This window comes from Paenarthrobacter aurescens, from assembly GCF_041549525.1.
Taxonomy (GTDB): domain Bacteria; phylum Actinomycetota; class Actinomycetes; order Actinomycetales; family Micrococcaceae; genus Arthrobacter; species Arthrobacter aurescens.
Genome location: NZ_CP157456.1, coordinates 2,753,902 through 2,773,849, shown reverse-complemented (window position 1 = coordinate 2,773,849; position 19,948 = coordinate 2,753,902). Strand labels below are relative to the sequence as shown.

19 protein-coding genes are annotated in these 19,948 nt (G+C 62.0%); 10 read left to right on the top strand and 9 right to left on the bottom strand.

Translation table 11 applies throughout. The annotated features are described in order from the left end of the window. Nucleotides 1-10: 10 nt before the first annotated feature. The 4 genes from ABI796_RS12805 to ABI796_RS12790 form a co-directional block, all read right to left on the bottom strand. Entirely contained in the window at nucleotides 11-841 is an 831-nt protein-coding gene (locus ABI796_RS12805) for an anti-sigma factor domain-containing protein (protein WP_141282351.1), read from the bottom strand. A gap of 1 nt (nucleotide 842) precedes the next feature. Then, nucleotides 843-1,448 (bottom strand): ECF RNA polymerase sigma factor SigK, encoded by a 606-nt coding sequence (gene sigK / locus ABI796_RS12800; RefSeq protein WP_373092979.1) that lies wholly within the window; start codon nucleotides 1,446-1,448, stop codon nucleotides 843-845. A 187-nt stretch (nucleotides 1,449-1,635) separates the two neighbouring features. Beyond that, nucleotides 1,636-2,103 (bottom strand): tRNA (cytidine(34)-2'-O)-methyltransferase, encoded by a 468-nt coding sequence (locus ABI796_RS12795; RefSeq protein WP_141282353.1) that lies wholly within the window; start codon nucleotides 2,101-2,103, stop codon nucleotides 1,636-1,638. A 51-nt stretch (nucleotides 2,104-2,154) separates the two neighbouring features. Then, nucleotides 2,155-3,099: a J domain-containing protein gene (locus ABI796_RS12790; protein WP_141282355.1), complete on the bottom strand. Its 945-nt coding sequence runs from the start codon at nucleotides 3,097-3,099 to the stop codon at nucleotides 2,155-2,157. A 122-nt stretch (nucleotides 3,100-3,221) separates the two neighbouring features. Here ABI796_RS12790 and ABI796_RS12785 point away from each other — a divergent pair, with 122 nt between their 5' ends. The 10 genes from ABI796_RS12785 to ABI796_RS12740 all read left to right on the top strand — a co-directional run bounded on the left by ABI796_RS12785 (nucleotide 3,222) and on the right by ABI796_RS12740 (nucleotide 14,873). After that, on the top strand, nucleotides 3,222-4,148 hold the full coding sequence (locus tag ABI796_RS12785) for a diacylglycerol/lipid kinase family protein (protein WP_246095710.1): 927 nt from the start codon (nucleotides 3,222-3,224) through the stop codon (nucleotides 4,146-4,148). 116 nt (nucleotides 4,149-4,264) lie between these two features. Further along, a complete protein-coding gene (locus tag ABI796_RS12780) occupies nucleotides 4,265-4,936 on the top strand; it encodes a hypothetical protein (protein WP_141282357.1) in 672 nt (223 codons plus the stop codon). Nucleotides 4,937-5,069: 133 nt separating this feature from the next. Beyond that, nucleotides 5,070-6,287, top strand: coding sequence for a cysteine desulfurase family protein (locus tag ABI796_RS12775; protein ID WP_141282359.1), 1,218 nt, complete (start codon nucleotides 5,070-5,072; stop codon nucleotides 6,285-6,287). Nucleotides 6,288-6,425: 138 nt separating this feature from the next. Further along, complete coding sequence (gene mnmA, locus ABI796_RS12770) at nucleotides 6,426-7,547, top strand: tRNA 2-thiouridine(34) synthase MnmA (protein ID WP_246095718.1); 1,122 nt, start codon at nucleotides 6,426-6,428, stop codon at nucleotides 7,545-7,547. 173 nt (nucleotides 7,548-7,720) lie between these two features. After that, complete coding sequence (locus ABI796_RS12765; protein WP_141282697.1) at nucleotides 7,721-9,349, top strand: ABC transporter substrate-binding protein; 1,629 nt, start codon at nucleotides 7,721-7,723, stop codon at nucleotides 9,347-9,349. A 128-nt stretch (nucleotides 9,350-9,477) separates the two neighbouring features. Next, on the top strand, nucleotides 9,478-10,569 hold the full coding sequence (locus ABI796_RS12760) for an ABC transporter permease (RefSeq protein WP_141282363.1): 1,092 nt from the start codon (nucleotides 9,478-9,480) through the stop codon (nucleotides 10,567-10,569). 2 nt (nucleotides 10,570-10,571) lie between these two features. Next, nucleotides 10,572-11,609, top strand: coding sequence for an ABC transporter permease (locus ABI796_RS12755; RefSeq protein ID WP_141282365.1), 1,038 nt, complete (start codon nucleotides 10,572-10,574; stop codon nucleotides 11,607-11,609). Further along, entirely contained in the window at nucleotides 11,606-13,312 is a 1,707-nt protein-coding gene (locus ABI796_RS12750; RefSeq protein WP_141282367.1) for an ABC transporter ATP-binding protein, read from the top strand. Before ABI796_RS12755 ends, ABI796_RS12750 begins: the two co-directional genes overlap by 4 nt. Nucleotides 13,313-13,445: 133 nt before the next feature. Further along, a complete protein-coding gene (locus tag ABI796_RS12745) occupies nucleotides 13,446-13,835 on the top strand; it encodes a chorismate mutase (RefSeq protein ID WP_141282369.1) in 390 nt (129 codons plus the stop codon). A 3-nt stretch (nucleotides 13,836-13,838) separates the two neighbouring features. Next, a complete protein-coding gene (locus ABI796_RS12740) occupies nucleotides 13,839-14,873 on the top strand; it encodes a hypothetical protein (RefSeq protein ID WP_141282371.1) in 1,035 nt (344 codons plus the stop codon). A 10-nt stretch (nucleotides 14,874-14,883) separates the two neighbouring features. On the opposite strand, the gene ABI796_RS12735 is transcribed toward ABI796_RS12740, so the two are convergent. From ABI796_RS12735 to ABI796_RS12715, 5 genes are all read right to left on the bottom strand, one after another. After that, the gene (locus tag ABI796_RS12735) at nucleotides 14,884-15,597 is read right to left on the bottom strand and encodes a DUF4166 domain-containing protein (RefSeq protein WP_141282373.1); all 714 of its coding nucleotides are present in this window, start codon (nucleotides 15,595-15,597) and stop codon (nucleotides 14,884-14,886) included. Nucleotides 15,598-15,674: 77 nt separating this feature from the next. Then, entirely contained in the window at nucleotides 15,675-16,967 is a 1,293-nt protein-coding gene (locus ABI796_RS12730) for a DUF58 domain-containing protein (protein ID WP_141282375.1), read from the bottom strand. Between the two features lie 31 nt (nucleotides 16,968-16,998). Further along, on the bottom strand, nucleotides 16,999-18,099 hold the full coding sequence (locus ABI796_RS12725) for a MoxR family ATPase (RefSeq protein ID WP_141282377.1): 1,101 nt from the start codon (nucleotides 18,097-18,099) through the stop codon (nucleotides 16,999-17,001). Then, complete coding sequence (locus tag ABI796_RS12720) at nucleotides 18,096-19,289, bottom strand: DUF4350 domain-containing protein (RefSeq protein WP_141282379.1); 1,194 nt, start codon at nucleotides 19,287-19,289, stop codon at nucleotides 18,096-18,098. The genes ABI796_RS12725 and ABI796_RS12720 overlap by 4 nt, the downstream gene beginning before the upstream one ends. Continuing rightward, the gene (locus tag ABI796_RS12715; protein WP_246095711.1) at nucleotides 19,286-19,921 is read right to left on the bottom strand and encodes a DUF4129 domain-containing protein; all 636 of its coding nucleotides are present in this window, start codon (nucleotides 19,919-19,921) and stop codon (nucleotides 19,286-19,288) included. The genes ABI796_RS12720 and ABI796_RS12715 overlap by 4 nt, the downstream gene beginning before the upstream one ends. Between the last annotated feature and the right edge of the window lie 27 nt (nucleotides 19,922-19,948).

Sequence of the window (19,948 nt, the reverse complement as noted above, 5' to 3'; positions counted from 1 at the left end):
ACAACTGGAGTCAGGCGCTGAGCCCGACCACCAGGACAGGATCGGTGGTGGGGGCGCTTGATCCGCCCGTTGGTTCAACTGTGATCGCTACCGAGGAAGCTGAGGACAGGCCCTTAACAACCGCCGGCTTGGAGAGAGTCTCCGCGTCCATGGTGCCTTGCGGAACGGGGGCAGAGCCGTCCTTGGGGAGGGTCCACAACTGGTAGACCTTCCCTTCCGGGGCGGGTGCAACGCCATCCATCAGGACCACAAAGGAATCCTTGGCCGAAGATGCCGAGATGGTGGCCGTACCCCCGCCGGGAACAGGTGCCGATTTCTGCTGGACGTCCTGCGCCTGAAGGACCTGGTTGACGGGGTCGTTCTGGGCGGAGACATACGCGCCAACCCCGATCCCACCGAGTGCGATCACGGCTGCAGCAGCTGCCCCGACAATCCATCTGCGTGCGCCACCGGCGCGCGTCCGTTCCTCGCGTTTAGCCCTGGCAAGTGCGAGGTCGTCGACGGCGGGACCCGCTTCCGGGGCGACTGCCGGCTCTGCAGCGGTTTGGGCGGTGTCCTGGGCGATGCGTTCCATGATGTTATCCAGAAGCCCGGCCGGCGGTGCTTCCTCAGGTGCAAAGCTGACGGCCAACGTCTCCCGGGCCTCGCGGACCCGCTCCAGGAATTCAGCACCTTCCGGGGCATCCTTGATGAACCGGTCAATCATGTCCCGTTCGTCGTCGCTGACGGCGTCCAAGGCGTAGAGTTCGGCCAGTTCGAGGACGCGGCCCTCGGCGAGGTCTGTAGCGATGTCATTGGCAAACATTCTGCGGATAAAGCCTCCACTGGTGTTTTCGCTCATATCAACCCACCCCCAAGCAGGTCTTCAGTCGTAGCAGCCCGTCACGGATGCGGGACTTGATGGTGGGGACAGCGGCACCTAAATGCTCTGCGACTTCCCGGTACGTCAAGCCGCCGTAATAGGCGAGGCGAACGGACTCGCGCTGGGTGTCCGTCAGCGTGCCGAGGCAGCGACTAACTGCTTCGGCCTCCATGTTGGTATCAGCTTCCTCAGCCACCAGGTCACGGTCCGGGTCCTGGCTCGCTGCGCCGTATTTGGCTTCGCGATCAGTGGCCGCCTGCACAGCGCGGACACGGTCAATGGCGCGGCGATGCGCGATGGTCATCAGCCAGGCCAGGGGGGTCCCTGCGGCGCGGTCAAACTTGGCAGCACCTTGCCAGACCTGCAGGTAAACCTCCTGCGTGGCGTCTTCGCTGAGATCGGGGTCTATCAGGACGCGTCGGGCCATGCCAAAGACACGGCGCGAGGTGAGGCTGTAAAACTCGGCGAATGCCTGCTGGTCACCGGCTGCCACGAGTTGGAGCAGGCCGGAAAGCTGCGAGTTCAGATCAGTCGCAGTGCCGGTAGCTTCGAAAACCGGGGGGCCGGGAGTGTTGGGGATGTCCATCACCGTCCAGCATATGTTGTCCCGTTTGAAACCGGCAGCACGGACATGCGGTTTGACGGACACGACTATATAGCGGTTGGCCGTCATCACCTTGGTCTGCAGCGCGCTCACGAGACTCCTCAACGAAATGTCCATGGCAGGAGTTGTCCTGCATAAGGTATTCGGTGCTGAGGCGCCGTTGGATGGGCTAGACCTTGGCGCCGGCAAAACCGTTCTGCCGCCAGGCCTCAAACACGGCGATTGAAGCGGCATTTGCCAGGTTGAGGGAGCGCAGGGACGGCTTCATGGGAAGACGTACACGGGCGGTCACGTGCGGGTCCTGCTTCAGCCACGCCGGTAGGCCCACGGATTCTGGCCCGAACATCAGGACATCGCCCTCGCGGTAGCTGATGTCCGTATAGGAGGTCTCGCCGTCGGAAGTATAGGCGAAAACCCGCTCGGGCTTGAGCGCGGCCCACGCGGCTTCAATGTCCTTATGGACAGTGACTACGGCCAGATCGTGGTAATCGAGCCCGGCGCGACGCAGTTTGGCATCGGAAAAATCAAAGCCGAGGGGCTCCACCAAGTGAAGTTCAGCCCCCGTGATGGCGGCCAAGCGGATGGCGTTGCCCGTATTGCCCGGGATTTCTGGAGTGTGGAAGAGGATGCGGAACACTGTCCCATCTTAGTCAACCCCGTGCACTCCGCCCGCTGTTGCAAGGTGGAGCTAGTGCATCCCCCGCAGGAGCCTCGCCAGGACAGGTACCACCACGGTGTTTGGGGCAGGACCTGAGCTGAGGAACTGCTTGAGTCCCCGCACCAGTCCTGCAGCGTTGACTACTTCCACTGCCGTGGTGCTTGATTGTCCCTTGCCATAGTGGTCGATGACCGGTTCGTGGAGGTTTCCGTCAGGGCTGTGCAGGACCACCCAGCCGGTGACGTTGAGCTCGGGAAAGAGATCCTGCATGTGCCGGACAATATGGGCCAGTTGCGGGGGAGCCACCGAGCGCCCGCCGTGCCGCAGGGAGTGGCCGTCCCAGGCGTAGGCGCCTTTGGGCAGCAGCATGGAACCAACCAATGCCAGCCGATACCCGGAGAGGACAGCGTGGTCAATGTGGTTGTTATCCGACGGCGAGCGCAACCCATTGATGAGCCTGGCTGCGGGTATGGCGGGTAGCACTTGCCGGCTGATGAGCTGGACGGTGCGCATTTCGCGTTGAATGCGGGCTTCGGCGCCAAAGATGCCGCGTTTGCGGGGGAGGCCGTGGACTTGTTGGGCTGCTTCGGCCGCTGAGATGAGGGGGACTTCGTTGGGGTCCCCGAAGGCCGGTACGTAGACTGCAGGATCGCCGGCAGTGTTGCGCTGTGATTGAGGCCGTTTGACGTTTGTTGTGGCCCCGGGTCCCGGGGCCGGGGTACCTGTGTAATCGCCGGGCCGCGGTTGGCTTACCTCGGAGGCCCCGCGGGCGTACCTTCGGTCGTAGTCCGCCCTGCGTTGGGGATCAATGAGGGTTTCGTACGCCAGGGTGACGCGCCGGAACATCTCTGCTTCTCCGCCGTGGTCGGGGTGCGCTTTTCGGGCAGCCTTGCGGTAGGCCACTTTGATCTCTTTGTCCGTAGCGGTGACGGAAACGCGGAGAACCTGATAGTGCGAACTGTTGCCCTCGGCCAAGCACGGGCCCTTCTCTACGATGTGGTCGCGCTTCTGCAGAGGCGCGGTACTGGCAAGTTTATCCAGCCAAAATGTAAACGTCGGCAACGGGGCATGTGGTTCCCGCTGGCATAATTCAGGCTGTGAACCTTCCGGCGGCCGAGAGCCTTTCCGGCACGCCGATGAAAATCGCTGTTGCCATCAATCCTGCGGCTTCTTTTGGCCGTTCGCGCGACGCCGGGCACGAGGCCGTAGGGTTCATCCGCGCCGCCGGCTGGGGCGTCGTCGTGCTTGAAGCGGAAAGCTACGGCGCCCTGCGGTGCCTGGTTGAGCGGACGCTGGCAGCCGGAGTGGCGGCGTTGGTTGTGGTGGGTGGCGATGGCATGGTTCATCTGGGCGTTAATGCGCTCGCGGGGATGGACATCCCTTTGGGCATTGTTCCGACCGGGACAGGCAATGACGTGGCGCGGCTCTTGATGTTGCCTCTGAACGACACCTCAGCTGCATGCGGCCGGTTGCTGGAGGCGCTGGGGAAAGGCGGGCGCCGGATAGACGCTGGAAGGGTCACGGCCGGTGGTGAGGTAACGTACTTCGCCGGTGTCCTCTCAGCAGGGTTCGATGCCGCGGTGAACGAGCGCGCCAATTCGTGGAGCTGGCCCCGCGGTAAGAGCCGTTACAACCTTGCGATGCTCAGGGAATTGGGTTCATTTCGCCCGATTACCTATACCGTCACGGCCGACGATGTGACCTGGCATCAACCGGCATTGCTCATTTCGGTGGCCAACGGGCGGTCCATTGGTGGCGGCATGATGATCACCCCTGAAGCAGTGGCCGACGACGGCTGGCTGGACATGTTTGTGGTTAAGCCGCTTTCCAGGCTCCGCTTCCTTGCCGTGTTTCCCAAAGTTTTTGCCGGGAAGCACACAAACCATCCCGCCGTTGAGATCAGGCGCGTCCGGAAAGTGCGTCTGGAAGCCGAGGGTGTGGTGGCGTACGCAGACGGCGAGCGGATCGCTGCTTTGCCGGTGGATGTGGACGTGATTCCTGCAGGTCTGTGGGTTCTCGCATAGTCAGCCCTGCTACGGCGGACGGCTAGACTCGATCGCGGTGGCAAAGGGCTGAAGCGCTGGGAGTCGATGGGCGCGGTTCCCACGCCCTATATCTGAACGGACGGCAAGGAGACACAGTGGCGGGAAACGTTCGACGGCGGCTGGCTGGCTTGGTTGCCGGCGGTGCCACTGGTGTGTTGCTGGCTGGCTGCAGCGTCAACGTTCCTGATCCTGCTGCGCCTGCGCCTATGCCGTCTGTATCTACGCTGGCTACTCCTACCATTACTCCGGGACATGACGCGGCTGCGGTGGCTGGGAAGGACTTGCCGCTTGCGGCAGGAGGCACGTTGGCCCCCGGGGAGCCCGTCACGGTGTCCACGCGGTTGGAGGAGGTCCCTGGTTGGTCCGTGGTTCACTCGGCATTGCAGGGCGAAAACAGGTACAAGAAGACCGATGGGTGCACGTTCGCGGTCCGGGTCAGTGTGAATCAGGGCCCGTTGGTGGTGGCCGGTGATGATGCCGCGTCAACAAAGGAGCTGTTCAGCTACCTCAAAGGCGGCGCTTTGGACGGTTTGAAGCCGGCATCGTTGCGCTGGGGAGAGGGATCGGACAAGCCGCAGCGCAGTGTTGAGTTCCTGGGCCTTGAGTCCTCGGCAGCAGTGGGAGGTAAGCCGGCGCTTGTCTTGGCCAGGTTGTTCAGTGCCCCGGCATCCTCGGTGTATATCTCCCTGTCCTGCCCGGATGACGCCACCTTCAATGTTGCCCGTACTGAAGCCCTGTCCCGACTTGTTGTGGTCCCGCCGTCCTGATCATGGGTCCCGCCGTATTGATCATGGTCCTTTAATCGGGAGCCAGCCAAAGAACCGGGTTACGCCTCCCGCACCAACATCGGCCCACGGGCGACCGGCGCCGACCCCGGTACTGCGTCGGTAGAATTGGAGGGTGCCTGTATACCTTGACCACGCTGCAACCACGCCCCTGTCGGCCGAAGCACTCGCTGTCATGACGCGGGAGCTGGCGCGGACCGGGAACCCGTCGTCGCTGCACGGTGCCGGTCGCCGCGCGAGGCGGGCCGTGGAGGACGCCCGGGAAACCCTGGCAGCTGCGGCCGGAGCGCATCCCTCCGAGGTGATTTTCACTTCCGGTGGTACCGAAGCGGACAACCTGGCAGTCAAGGGACTCTTTTGGGCCAGGCGGGACGAGAACCCCCGCCGAACGCGCATACTATGTTCCGCCGTCGAGCATCATGCGGTGATGGACACGGTGGAGTGGTTGGAAAAGCACGAAGGCGCCGAGGTTGTATGGCTTCCGGTGGACAGCGAAGGGAAGGTCCTGCTCGAGGAGGTCAGGCAGGAAATCGAACGCGACCCCGAGTCTGTGGCGTTGATCACCGTCATGTGGGCCAATAACGAAGTGGGCACCATTGAGCCGGTGAAAGAGATCGTGGAGCTGGCGAAGCCGCACGGAATCCCCGTCCACTCCGACGCAGTGCAGGCCTTCGGTTCAATCCCTGTAGATTTCAGGAACTCCGGACTGGCAGCGATGTCCGTCTCGGGGCACAAGCTGGGCGGTCCTGTGGGCGTGGGAGCCCTTTTCCTGGGGCGCGCTGTGAAACTGACCCCGGTGCAGCACGGCGGTGGCCAGGAACGCGATGTTCGTTCCGGAACGCTGGATACCCCCGCAATCGCCGCCTTTGCCGCTGCCGCGGAAGCTGTGACGGCAAATCTTGCCGCTGAGCGGGAACGCCTTGGCGCGCTGCGTGAACGCCTCATCCGCGGCGTGAAGCAGGCTGTTCCGGACGCAGTGCTCCGAGGTGCGCCCGGAGAAGGACGGCTCCCGGGAAACGCACATTTCACCTTCCCCGGGTGTGAAGGCGACTCCCTGCTCTTCCTCCTGGACCTGGCCGGCGTCGAATCCTCTACTGGTTCGGCGTGCACCGCAGGGGTTCCCCGGCCTTCCCATGTCCTCCTGGCCATGGGCCTGGATGAGGATACGGCCCGCGGTGCCCAGCGTTTCACCCTTGGCCACAGTTCCACCGATGCTGATGTGGATCTGCTCCTGAAGGCACTTCCCGAGGCCTGCTTCAGGGCGCGGCAGGCAGGGATGGCCGGGCACGAATCCAGCATTCAAACAGCGGCTACGGTAGCCCGCCAAGCGTAGGACTTCGGATCCGGAAACCGGCCTTTCGTCGGCGGAAGGCCACGCAGGCTAGAATAGATGGGCACGCCGGCTGTTCCTTGCCGGGCCAGATGCTCCAACTCCCACAGACAGAAAGCCAGCATGCGAGTACTTGCAGCAATGAGCGGCGGAGTTGACTCCGCCGTGGCCGCAGCCCGGGCCGTCGAGGCCGGGCACGACGTCGTCGGTGTCCACCTTGCTCTATCGCGAATGCCCGGCACACTGCGTACAGGAAGCCGGGGCTGCTGCACCATCGAGGATTCCCGCGATGCTTGGCGGGCTTGCGATGTCCTGGGCATTCCCTACTATGTGTGGGACTTCTCGGAGCGCTTCAAGGAAGACGTCGTCCAGGATTTCATTGACGAGTACGCCGCGGGCAGGACGCCGAACCCGTGCATGCGGTGCAACGAACGAATCAAGTTCGCAGCCCTCTTGGAGAAGGCAATCGCGCTGGGTTTTGATGCCGTATGTACCGGACACTACGCCAAGGTCATTGAAGACGCGGATGGAAACCGGGAGCTTCACCGCGCTGCAGATTGGGCCAAGGACCAGAGCTATGTTCTGGGAGTCCTGACACACGAGCAACTCAAGCACTCCATGTTCCCGCTGGCGGACACCCCCTCCAAGGCTGAGGTACGCGCTGAGGCTGAGCGTCGGGGCCTGTCCGTGGCCAACAAGCCGGACAGCCACGACATCTGCTTTATCTCCGACGGCGATACCCGCGGGTGGCTGGCCGAAAAGATCGAGATGACCACCGGGGACATCGTTGACGAAACCGGCGCCAAGGTGGGCGAACATCCCGGCGCAAACGCCTTCACTGTGGGGCAGCGTCGCGGCCTGAAGCTGGGAACCCCTGCGGCAGATGGCAAGCCCCGTTTCGTCCTGGAGATCCGCCCCAAGGAAAACAAGGTGGTTGTTGGACCCGAAGCCCTGCTCGCGATCGACGAGATCCGTGGCATTAAGGTTTCGTGGGCCGGTCTGCCCATTTCCGAAGTTGCCAGCGGCGCTGAGTTCGATTGCCATGCCCAGGTCAGGGCCCACGGCGATCCGGTGCCGGCTGTAGCCAGGGTAGAGAACGTCGCAGACGATTCCGGTGTTGAACGGGCCCAGTTGGTGGTCACCTTGACCGATCCCTTGCGCGGTGTGGCCCCGGGGCAGACCGTTGTTCTCTATCAGGGCAGTCGCGTGCTGGGGCAGGCAACCATCGATGCTGCCCGGTCCCTTCAGAGGGAAGTGCTGTAAAAGCCGGTAGCCTCCGCAGAGGAAAGCTACTGGAAAGTAAATTTTGTGTCTCAAATCACAAAATGAAGGGTTCGCGGCCTTCCAAGTCTGGTTGAATCATGGAATCAAGAGTGTGCGCCGTCACAAATATCCGGCGGCGGCGCGCCGAATCCATCGAACAGAAGGTTCACCAGATGGCACTGAACAAGAAGGCCCTGCACGGCGTTATCACGCTGGCGGGCATCTCCGCGCTCGCCTTGACGGCCTGCACGGGACCATCCGGCGGCGGCTCATCCTCCGCCCCGGCCGCCGCGGGCCCCATCGCCTACGGCACCACAGACAAAGTCACGTCGCTGGACCCGGCAGGATCCTATGACAACGGTTCATTCATGGTGATGAACCAGGTCTATTCCTTCCTGCTCAACTCCAAGCCCGGCGGTGCAGAACCCGTTCCGGACCTCGCGGAATCGTCCTCGTTTACCGCGCCGTCCGAATACACCGTCAAGCTCAAGTCCGGGCTCAAATGGGCTAACGGACACACCTTGGATTCCAAGGACGTCAAGCACTCCTTCGATCGGCAGGTGGCCATCAATGACCCCGCCGGTCCGGCCTCGCTGCTGACCAACATCGAGAGCGTCAGCACACCGGATGCCACCACGGTGGTGTTCAAGCTGAAGAACGCCAACGATCAGACGTTCAGCCAAATCCTGAGCAGCCCCGCAGCGCCGATCGTGGACGATGAAGTCTTCCCGGCCGACAAAATCCTTTCAGATGACGAGATCATCAAGGCAAATGCGTTCTACGGCCAGTACACCATTGACAGTTACAAGAAGAACGAACTTGTCAGCTTCAAGGCCTTCGCGGACTACCAGGGTGCCCTCGGTAAGCCGGCCAATGACGCTGCCACCATCAAGTACTACGCCAGCCCCACCAACTTGAAACTGGAAATCCAGCAAGGAGCCATTGACGTCGCGTTCCGCAGCCTCAGCGCCACGGACATCGACGATCTCCGCAAGGATTCCAAGGTCAAGGTCCTCACCGGCCCGGGTGGCGAGATCCGCTACATTACCTTCAACTTCGACACCATGCCGTACGGCAACAAGGCACCAGGCGCAGACCCGGCGAAGGCACTGGCCGTTCGCCAGGCCGTTGCCAACCTGGTGGACAGGCAAGCCATAGCTGACCAGGTGTACAAGGGCACATACCTGCCCCTGTACTCCAACGTTCCCAGCGGATTCCTCGGTGCCAACGAGTCCTTCAAGGAAGCTTATGGCGACGACGGAAAGCCGAGCCTGGACAAAGCCAAGAAGGTCTTGACGGACGCCGGGATCAACGAACCCGTTGCACTGAACCTGCAGTACAACCCGGACCACTACGGCGGATCCTCAGGAGATGAGTACGCCATGGTCAAGGAGCAGCTGGAAAAGTCGGGGCTGTTCACGGTGAACCTGCAGTCCACCGAATGGGTCACCTACAGCAAGGCAAGCCGTGCTGACGAGTACCCGTTGTTCCAGTTCGGTTGGTTCCCGGACTTCAGCGATGCCGATAACTACCTCACACCGTTCTTCCCCGAGGGCGGATTCCTGAAGAACCACTACAACAACGCCACGGTCAACGAACTGATCGGTAAGCAGCTCACCGAAGCGGACAAGACCAAACGTGAAGCGGCCATCAAGGACGTCCAGAATGCGTTGGCCAAGGACATCTCCACACTGCCCTTGCTCCAAGGTGCGCAGGTGGCCGTAGCCGGAAGCGGCGTCAACGGAGTCGAAAAGACCCTGGACCCCTCCTTCAAGTTCCGCCTGGGCGTAATTTCCAAGTAACCGCACCTTTGTGATGAGGGGGGGCGGGACACTGATCCGGTGTCCCGCCCCCTTCGCTGACCACCAATGTGGCCCGCACGCATGAGACAAACCCCGCGTAATCCACGGGCAGGAAATGCAGGTAGCAAATGACAACACTTATTGAGGTCCCCGAGGCCGAACCCGGCATTGTTGCTCCCAAGAGCAAGTCCAAGGCCGGGGGAGGGCTTGGCAGATACATCGTGATCCGGTTCTTCCTGATCATTCCCACGGTTTTTATTCTGGTAACACTGGTCTTCTTCCTGATGAGGGTCATTGGCGATCCCATCACCGCATCCCAAGGCGGGCGACTACCCCCGGACGTCCTGGCCCAACGCATCCACGATGCCGGGTACGACCGCCCGGTCCTGGTCCAGTACTTCGAATATCTTGGCCAGCTGATCACTGGAAACTTCGGCACCACCATCACTGACCGGCGTCCCGTAGTGGAGGTGCTGACAACCTTTGGCGCGGCCACTCTTGAACTTTCCATCAACGCACTGATCGTGGCGCTTGCAGTGGGCATCCCGTTCGGGCTCATCGCGGCCCAGCACCGGGACAAGACTCCTGATGCCCTGCTGCGGTTCTTCGCCATCCTTTGCTATGCAACCCCGGTCTTCTTCGCGGGGCTGCTGCTGAAGCTCACGTTCTCCGTGTGGCTGGGCTGGTTCCCGGTAGCGGGCCGCGCCTCCACCCGGACAGAACTGACCATGAGCGGCCTGGCAGCACCATCAGGTATCTACTGGCTGGACGCGCTGCGCAGTGGAAACTTCACAGCACTCGGTGATGTGGCTTCCCACGCAGTACTCCCGGCGATTGCATTGGGCTTGCTCACCGCAGGTGTTTTCCTTCGCCTGGTCCGCACCAACGTCATTGGAACACTGGGTAAGGACTACGTGGAGGCAGGGCGCTCCAGGGGCGTCAGCGAGTTCCGCCTGGTGACAAAGCATGCCTACAAACCCGCATTGATTCCCATCATCACCGTCATGGGCCTGCAAATTGCTTTGATGCTTGGCGGGGCTATCCTCACCGAAACCACCTTTGAGTGGAAGGGACTGGGCTACCAGCTGGTGCAGTACTTGAACGCACGCGACTTCGTTGCTGTCCAGGGCATTGTGGTGCTGCTGGCCATCATCGTAGCTGTCACCAACTTCGTGGTGGATATCATTGCCGCGCTCATCGACCCCCGAGTGAGGTACTGACCATGAGCACTCCTCAACTGACCCGACCCAAGCAGCCTCTGTTCTCTAGGCTTCCTGTGATCAGTCACCTCAAAAAGAGCGTGGGCCTCCAGCGGGGCATGCTCATTGTGGGTGTGGTCCTTAGCGGGATCTTCCTTCTCACCAGCATCTTTGCTCCCCTCCTCGCCCCCTACGGCTACTCCCAACTCAGCGATGACACAGGATCGTTCCCCACACAGGAAGCCCCCAATTCAAAGCATCTGCTGGGAACAACCGTTGGTGGATACGACGTCCTGTCGCGGGTGATCTGGGGTTCGCAAACCGCCGTGACAGTCATCATTGTGTCCGTGGCAATGTCCCTGTTCCTCGGTGTGATCCTTGGCCTTCTCAGCGGATACTTTGGAGGTTGGCTGGATAGGATCCTGGTGGTGGTGGCAGATGCCATCTACGCATTTCCAACCCTGCTCCTGGCAATCGTGATCTCAATCGTCATCAGCCGCGGGCAATCCAGCTTCTGGGGTGGAATTTTCTCCTGTGCTTTCTCCATCACCGTGGTGTTCGTGCCACAGTATTTCCGGGTTATCCGTGCAGAGACCATCCGGCTGAAAGCCGAGCCTTTTGTGGAGTCGGCCAAGGTGCTTGGGGCGTCCAGTGTGCGCATTATTGGGAGGCACATCTTCAAGAACGCAACCCGTACTTTGCCCCTCATGTTCACCCTCAACGCTTCCGAAGCGATCCTGACACTGGCAGGCTTGGGGTTCCTTGGCTTCGGAATCGAGCCCACGTCCGCGGCCGAATGGGGATTCGACCTCAACAAAGCACTGGCTGATACCTCATCCGGTATCTGGTGGACCGGCGTTTTCCCCGGCATCGCCATTGTGCTGACCGTCCTGGGACTGACCCTGGTGGGCGAAAGCATCAATGACCTCAACGACCCCCGGATCCGTGGCCGCAAACGCGCAGGACGAACGCCCGCATCCCAGGCATCGGCATCCACGGAACTGCGCACGCCGGCAGGACCGGAAACACCAACAGACCCCGCAGAGGCAGGGAAGTCATGACCACCAATCCTCGAAACATTCCAGACCGGACAGACACCGAACAACCGGTACTGAAGATTGATCGCCTTCAGGTCACTTTCGCCACAGACGGCGGGGACGTTCATGCCGTCAAGGATGTGAGCCTGAATGTTGGAGCCGGTGAAGTTCTAGCCATAGTGGGTGAATCCGGTTCCGGCAAAACAGTCACGGCCAAGACCATCCTGGGACTGCTTCCGGAAACGGCTATCAGCTCCGGCGCCGTGGTGATCAACGGCAATAATGTCATCAGTGTCAGCCCACACACCCTCCGCAAAATCCGTGGCCGCGATGTGGCCATGGTGTTCCAGGAACCGTCCACGGCTTTGAACCCGGTTTTCACAGTGGGCTGGCAGATAGCAGAAGGCATCCGGGCGCACTCCACCGATGGGCGGCGCATCTCGGCAAAGGAAGCCAAACACCGGGCAACCGAGGCGCTGAGAAAAGTGGGCATCCCTGATCCCGAAACGCGGGTCAACTATTACCCGCACCAGTTCTCCGGTGGCCAGAAACAGCGTGTGGTCATCGCCGCGGCGCTGGCGCTCAACCCGGGGCTGATCGTGGCGGACGAGCCCACCACAGCTCTGGACGTTACGGTTCAAGCCGAAATCCTGCAGCTCCTGCGCGATTTGAGGGACAACTACGGAACCTCAATAGTCCTCATCACGCACAACATGGGAGTTGTTGCAGACCTCGCGGACCGTGTTGTGGTCATGTACCAGGGCGATGTTGTGGAGGAAGCCCCAGCAAGGGTCCTGTTTGCCGAACCCCGGCAGGAGTACACCAGGAACCTGTTGGCAGCAGTGCCGCATCTTGGACGCAACTCAGCATCGGAAGGCGCCCGCGGCCGGCTGCACCAGGAAGGCAAGATCCTGGTGGAAGCAAAGAACCTCACTATCGAATATCCCGGCCGTTTTGGCAGGCACGGATTCAAGGCCGTGGACGATGTCAGCTTCACAGTCTCCGAAAATGAGGTCTTTGGACTGGTGGGCGAGTCCGGCTCGGGTAAGTCGACCATTGGACGGGCCATAGCCGGTCTGACCCGGACCACCGGGGGCAGCCTGAAGGTCCTGGGGTACGAGATGCTGGACTTTAAGGAGCGCACTTTCCGTCCGCTGCGCAAGGAGATCGGCTTTGTGTTCCAGGATCCGGCCGCATCCTTCAACCCGCACCTGACCATCGGTGAGTGCGTCGCAGAACCGTTGCTTATCCACACCAAGCCTGGTGCGGCTGAGGCGAGGAAAAAGGTAGGTGAGCTGCTCGAATCAGTCCAGTTGCCGGCGTCGTACGCTGAACGCTACCCGCACGAGCTCTCCGGTGGGCAGCGGCAGCGCGCGTCCCTGGCCAGGTCCCTGGCGCTCAACCCGAGGCTCTTGATCGCCGACGAACCCACGTCCGCCCTTGATGTCTCGGTGCAGGCAAAAGTGCTGGACCTCTTCAAGGACATCCAGGAGCAGTACGGCTTTGCAGCCCTCTTCATCAGCCACGACCTCGCGGTAGTGGACATGTTGTCCCACTGGGTTGGCGTCCTGTACAAGGGCCGGCTGGTTGAGCAGGGGATCGGCAATCATGTGATGGGCTCACCGCAACACGACTACACCAAGAAACTCATCGCCTCGCTGCCGGTGCCGGATCCGGATGAACAAGCACGACGGCGGGAAGCGCACCGCTCGCTGCTGGGTAGTTGAACCATCCCCAGGCAGATTCAGGTGCAGAAGCAATTGTGTCCGGAAGGTACGCCGTCCCCCGGGGCGGCGTACCTTCTGCCGGGAGGCAAGTAACACCCACGACCCTACTGCCGCACACCATAGACTGGGATGCATGACCGAGCAGAACAACGCCCTTCCCCATGACGACGATTCCTTCAACCCGGCAGCGAGTTCCCTGGCCGGCCATGTGGACCGTGCCGTCATGGATGAGCTGCTGTCCATCCGGTCCAGCATTGACAACATCGACGCAACACTTGTCTTCCTCCTCGCGGAACGCTTCAAAGCAACCCAAAAAGTGGGCATTCTGAAGGCCACCCATAAGCTTCCCGCCGGTGATCCAGGCCGTGAATCGGCCCAGATTGCCCGGCTGCGCAGGCTCGCCGAGGATGCCCACCTTGATCCTGCCTTCGCAGAGAAGTTCCTGAACTTCATCATCAGTGAAGTGATCCGCCACCACGAGGCAATCGCCGAGGATCACCAGATCTCCAGCCAGCAGGCGTAACCCATGACGGCATTGGAGAGCGTGCGCGCCAGCGCCACCGCACTTGGGCCCTGGCCCGGCACCGATCCTGCCGAAGCCACCCGCATTATCCGGGGCGAGTTGGGGGATCCCCACCTTCCTTTCCTGCCCGAGCTGCCGGATCGAGGAGTCGGCTCGGACGCGATCGGGCGGACCGGCTCCCTGCTGGTTGACCTGGCACTTGACGTCCAGCCGCACGGTTGGCGCTTGGTGGACAGGCCCGGAAAGGATGCGCGCCGCGCCAGTTCGGCGTTATCGACCGATATCAACATCCTGGCTGACATCGCCGGTGCCGAGGAAGCATCGGCAACGGAGTTCAAAATTCAGGTGGTAGGCCCCCTGAGCCTTGCCGCCAACCTCTACCTCCACGGTGGAGAACGGGCTCTCCTGGATTACGGCGCTCGCAGGGACATTGCCGAATCTTTGGCCGCAGGCCTCGGAGTGCACCTCAATCGCATTTCCACTGCCGTGCCGGGTGCACGTGTGGTGGTCCAGATTGACGAACCGGACATCGCCTCCGTCATGGCAGGAACCATTCCGACAGCAAGCGGGTACCGGACGCTGCGGTCCATCTCCGGGGAAGAAGTAACAGGTGCGTGGCGCGTGGTGATCGGCGCCCTGAAAGCTGCGGGTGTGGTGGAGACGGTGGTCTCTGTGCCGGAAATCGAAGCGCCCATCGAGCGGGTCTTCGCCGCTGGTGCCGATGGCGTGGCGGTGCCCCTGAAGGCCCTGACTACCCGCCAGTGGGAGCATCTCGCCGGGGCCGTGGAGGACGGCAAACGAGTGTGGGCGGGAGTGCTTTCAACCAGCGGGCCCCGGGCCCAACTACCGCGCACGGCTGAATTGGTCGAGAGCATCTGGAAGCCGTGGCGCCAACTGGGTCTTCCTGCTTCCGGATTGGCGGGCCTGCGAGTCACGCCCTCCACGGGACTGGCGGAGTACACTCCTTCGACGGCCAAGGATGTTCTGAAGAAGCTGACGGACGTCGCTGACGGCTTGGACCAACTGGCTCAGGGCTGAGCACAGTACCTCAGATCCTCTTTTCCCAACGGTCCGGTTCGGCGTAGCGCGGAAGTGCCGTACCGGGAGCTGCTCCCGGCAAGTACGGCACGAGGCGGTAGTCAAAGCGCCCTGCGTAAACAAGCACCACACCGATTTGAGGCTGGATGACCTTGACTTGGATGCGGTGCTTGCCCTCTTCCTTGTCCCACCACTGCTCGGCGTAGGCACGTGCGTCAAGGGCAGCCGGCAGCGGTATGCGCAAGGGGCCCAGGAGGAGCCTGCTCGCCGCAGACACGCCGCGGAGATGACCCTGGTCCGTCACGCTCACATTCAGATCCGTCACAAGGCGGCGGTACCTGCCAACGTGGTCCACCAACCTGGTGTTTCCATTCCCGCGGTCAGGCAGGACGGCACTGGTTGTATCGTGGAACAGCCGTGTTCCGGTGGGGAAGTAGATCTCCCTGCGCGCGGTCAGGGCCGGGCGGCCAAAGGGATCCACATGGGCGTGGTTTTCAATCCGGAACGGGATTCCCTCGCCGTATTCGGGAAAGAAAGCTTCCTCGCCGCCTGTGAGGGCGAGGAGAGGCCGCAGCCACCTTTGCCGGCACCCCACAACATCGAAAACACCGGTGCCGATTCCGTAGGAACCGGACCCGGCCGCCAAAGAAAAATAGTCCTGGAGCTCAGGGGTGAGGCGGGAGAATTCCTCGCCGAGCGCCAGTTGATATATGGGGGTATTCATGGCAGTCCTTCCTTGGAGACAAAGCTGTATGTAAGACCGGTGCGCGGAACGTCATTCAGAAGCCAAAGCCCTAGAAGTCAGAGCCGCCCGGCTGCTTTCAGCCGTATGTACGTATCAGCGAGCAGTGGCGGGACGTCGTGGGGTTCAGCGTCCACCACTTCAGCGCCGAGTTGCCGGAGCTGAACCATTACTGCAGAACGTTCCAAAAGCGCACGTTCGGCAGCTGCTGCACGGAACACCTGACTGGCCGTGGTCCTCTCTTCCTTCATGGCAGAAAGCAGGGGATCCCGGACAGATGCCACCACCACAACGTGCTGCCGTGACAGTTGGGCCACAGTGGGGAGGAGGCCCTCTTCGGGGGCACCGCCGTCGAGCGCCGTTAAAAGCACCACCATGGAGCGGTGCGCCGAGACCGCACGGACCTGTGAGGGAATCTGCTGCCAATCGAGCTCGATCAGTTCCGCTTCCAGAGGCGCCATGGCCTGGACTAGCTGACCTAACATGTTTCCCTTTGACGCTGACTCAACCCGTGCCCGGAGCCTCCGATCATAGGCGAGGAAGTCCACACGATCACCACCGCGCTCTGCCAGGACGGCGAGTAACAGCGCCGCTTCAATCCCGGTATCGAGCCTGGGCTCGTCCTCGATTCTTGCCGCCGCCGTGCGCGAAGTATCAAGAACGATCACCACCCGCCGGTCCCGCTCCGGACGCCAGGTCCGCACCACCACCGATGTGCGGCGTGCTGTGGCGCGCCAGTCGATGGACCTGACGTCGTCACCGCGGACGTAGTCGCGCAAGGAATCGAATTCGGTACCTGCCCCACGGATCTGCACGGCGGCTTTGCCATCCAATTCCCGGAGTTTCCTCAGTTTGGAAGGAAGATGACGCTTCGAGTGGAAAGGTGGGAGGACACGCAACTGGCCAGGGAGGATACGCGTACGCTGCCTTGCCGCCATGCCCAATGGGCCCATGGAGCGGATGGTCACGTGGGGGCTTTTGAGATCACCGCGACGGCGAGGAAACAGGGTTACTGTCATGCGGCGACGCTCCCCGGCCGGAACCACAAGGGACTGTGAAGGGTTCAAGGCGCCCGCCGAGGGCTGCCACGTATCCCTGACCTGGGCCCTGAGCTTACGCCGTGTGGGGTTGGTGACGGTGACCACGGAGTCAGCTTTGCCCTCAAGCGTCACGTTTCCAGGCTGCAGCCGCTCCAGAACGAGGCGGGCCGGGGATGCCGCCAGCACCAGATCCAACACGAGGACAAGCACCAGCCCCGCAGCAACAAACAGCACCGTGAGCCATCCGGGGACGGCCACCAAGGGGACCAGACCCAGAAGCGCCAACAAGACGAAACGACCCGTTATGGCCACTCAAGCCCCCTCGGCACACGCCGCCCGGTGATCACCGGGGAACCGGAACCGAGGCGAGGATGCTGCCCAGAACATCGTCCACTGCGATCCCATCCATCTGGGCTTCGGGCCGCAGGCCAACCCTGTGCCGCAGGCAGGGCAAGGACAACGCTTTGACGTCATCCGGGGTAACGAAGGACCTGCCGGACAACCAGGCCCAGGCCTTGGACGTTTTGAGCAAGGCAGTTGCCCCGCGAGGCGAAACGCCCAGCTGAAATGACGGAGCAGACCTCGTAGCACGCACCACATCCACGATGTAAGCGAGGATCTCCGGGGCCACGGTCACTTGCGCAACGGCTTCCTGGGCCTCGGAAAGCTCCACAGCACCAGCCACCGGCCGCACGCCGGCAGCGGAGAGATTCCGCGGATCAAATCCGCTGGCATGGCGGCGGATGACTTCGATCTCCTCAGCACGACCCGGCAGGGGCATGGTCAGTTTGAGGAGAAAGCGGTCCAGCTGCGCCTCCGGCAGGGGATAGGTGCCCTCGTACTCCACAGGATTTTGGGTAGCTGCAACAATGAACGGGCTCGGAAGCGGGCGGGACACGCCGTCCACGGAAACCTGACGTTCTTCCATAGCTTCCAGAAGCGAAGCCTGCGTCTTCGGAGGAGTTCGGTTAATCTCATCGGCCAGCATGATGTTGGTGAACACCGGGCCTTCACGGAAAGTGAACTCAGAGGTATGGGAGTCGTAGACCAAGGAACCGGTGACGTCACCTGGCATGAGGTCCGGAGTGAACTGAACACGTTTGGTGTCCAGGCTCAGAGCAGTGGACAAAGCCCTCACGAGGAGGGTCTTGGCAACGCCGGGAACGCCCTCCAGGAGAACATGGCCACCGCAGAGAAGGGCAATCAGCATGCCGGTTACCGTGGAGTCCTGACCCACTACAGCTTTGGCTACCTCGGCGCGGACATTGAGCAACGACTGCCGTGCCGGATCCTGGAGGGGGTGATTCTGCCCGTTCTCCGGATACCCGGTTTCAGGGTTTGTACCTTGGCGGCCCGTAACGTGCGGGGGTGCTTCCTGCTGCAAGGCGTCCGGCTGGGGCGTCGTGTCCGCGTAAGGGCTGTTGCTGTCCGTGTGACTGCTCATCGGGCGATCGCTTCCTGTTCTATTCGTTCAATCTGTTGTGCCCACAGGACCAGTTGTCCTTCGCTTTGCGGCGTGAAGTCGATCAGGACGGACCGGACTTCTGTGGCCGGCAGCTCCACGTGGCGGGCTGTCGCGTCCACAATTGCTTGGGTAGTGGCGTCGGGTCCAAGGTTGAAGTGCCTGGCCAGCCGTGACATGGTTCCGGCTCTCAAGTTCCGGGCGGCCAGTTCCACGGCCCGCGAGTCCTGGTACAGACGCGCACGGCCTTCTGCGGTTTCGGCGGCTTTGACCACCACGGGCAGGGGTTCAAATACCAGGGGGCCCATGCGCCGGCCCCGCCACAGGATGGCCAGCAGGGCCACGAAGCCCAGCCAGGGGCCTGCGAACGCCAGCCACCGGGGTGCGAGCTCGTTGAGTGTGGGGCTCGAGTCTGATGCCGGTACATCACCGACGCCGGGGATGTACCACACAAGGTCCGGGTTGTTGCCCAGCGTGCGCAAGGCCAGGGCGGCGTTGCCTTCCAGGGCCAGGTGCTGATTGTCCACGAGCTCCCGGCTACCCAAAACCGTTACCCTGCCATCGGCTGATTCGGCATACAGTCCGGGTCCGTTCTGCTGCGGGGAGTAGCAGACTACCGGCCCTGAGAAGACAGAACCCTGCGCGGATACGCGGCCCGCTTCCAGTGCATCCACCTGCTCGCAGCCTGGTTCAATGGCCTGCGTTATTTCAGGGACCACACCGCCAGGGCGGATCCCTTCGGTCAGGCCATTGAGGGTCCTCAGACGCGGGGTTACCACCACAACCCGGTCCGCTGCTGCCGTGATCTCCTCAAGCTGGGACCGGTCAAGAAAACCCTGCGCGTCATAGAGAAGGACTGTGGCTTCGTCCTTGCTTGAAAGGGCTTTCAACGTGTCCTCAAACGTCTCCGTGGGCGTGACTGTTACTCCTTGGCGGCCCAGGATTTCGGCCACCGCCATTCCGCCATCAGGTGCAGGGTTGCGTGCGGACAAACGCCGGGAATCGGTGGCGCCGGAGACGTTGTCGATCGCCAGGAAAGTCACTAAGGCAGCAAGAACGGCAGCGAGGGCAATCCAGACGAGGTTCTTCCTGAACCAGGCCCTGAATCCCTGGCCGGATGACAGTCCTGCGTCAGTGTTCTCTTCCTGGTTCACGCGTTCCGTAATGCTCATTGGGGCACCGCGAATCCGGCACTGGTCCGTGCAGCAAAGTCAGGCTTCAACTCAAGAAGTTCAGCATCCAGCCGGCGTACTGACTCATAGTCAGTACGCGTCGCGGGGTGTTCGCCGTACCGCACGGCGTCGAAAATTCCGGCAGCGGCCATGAGTTTGACCTGTGCCGTGCCAAAAACCCCGCCCAGCTGGGCAGCGGCTTCGTCTGCGGTCCTGCCGGCCCGAACATCAATGATGTCCTTCTCCTCTGCGGAGCGGACAAGCGCACGGAACTGATCGACGACGGCGGACGGCCAGTTGCCGCCGTCGGCTGCTGTTGCCGCGCGCGCACGGTAGCCTTCGGCGTCGATGCTGGTGTCCTCGCCGTACAGGTCCGCGGCCTCTTTTGACCTCCGGGCGTTCAGCCTCGGCCGCACGAAAACGATCGCAGCGATGATCAGCGCCAAGGCCAGAACCACCAGCAGCGGAACAGCAAGATCAGGACCGGTCCCTGAGCCACCGTCCAAAGACGAAAGCCAATCCATGAAATCCCGCCAGATCTGTTCAAGCCAGCCGGGAGTTGCGTCCGGGTACCGGGGGTTGGACAGTTCCTCAATGGCCCAGCGCCGCGCTTCGTCGCGGTCCGGTGTCACAGGCGGTTCCATTAACGCCAGTGACAA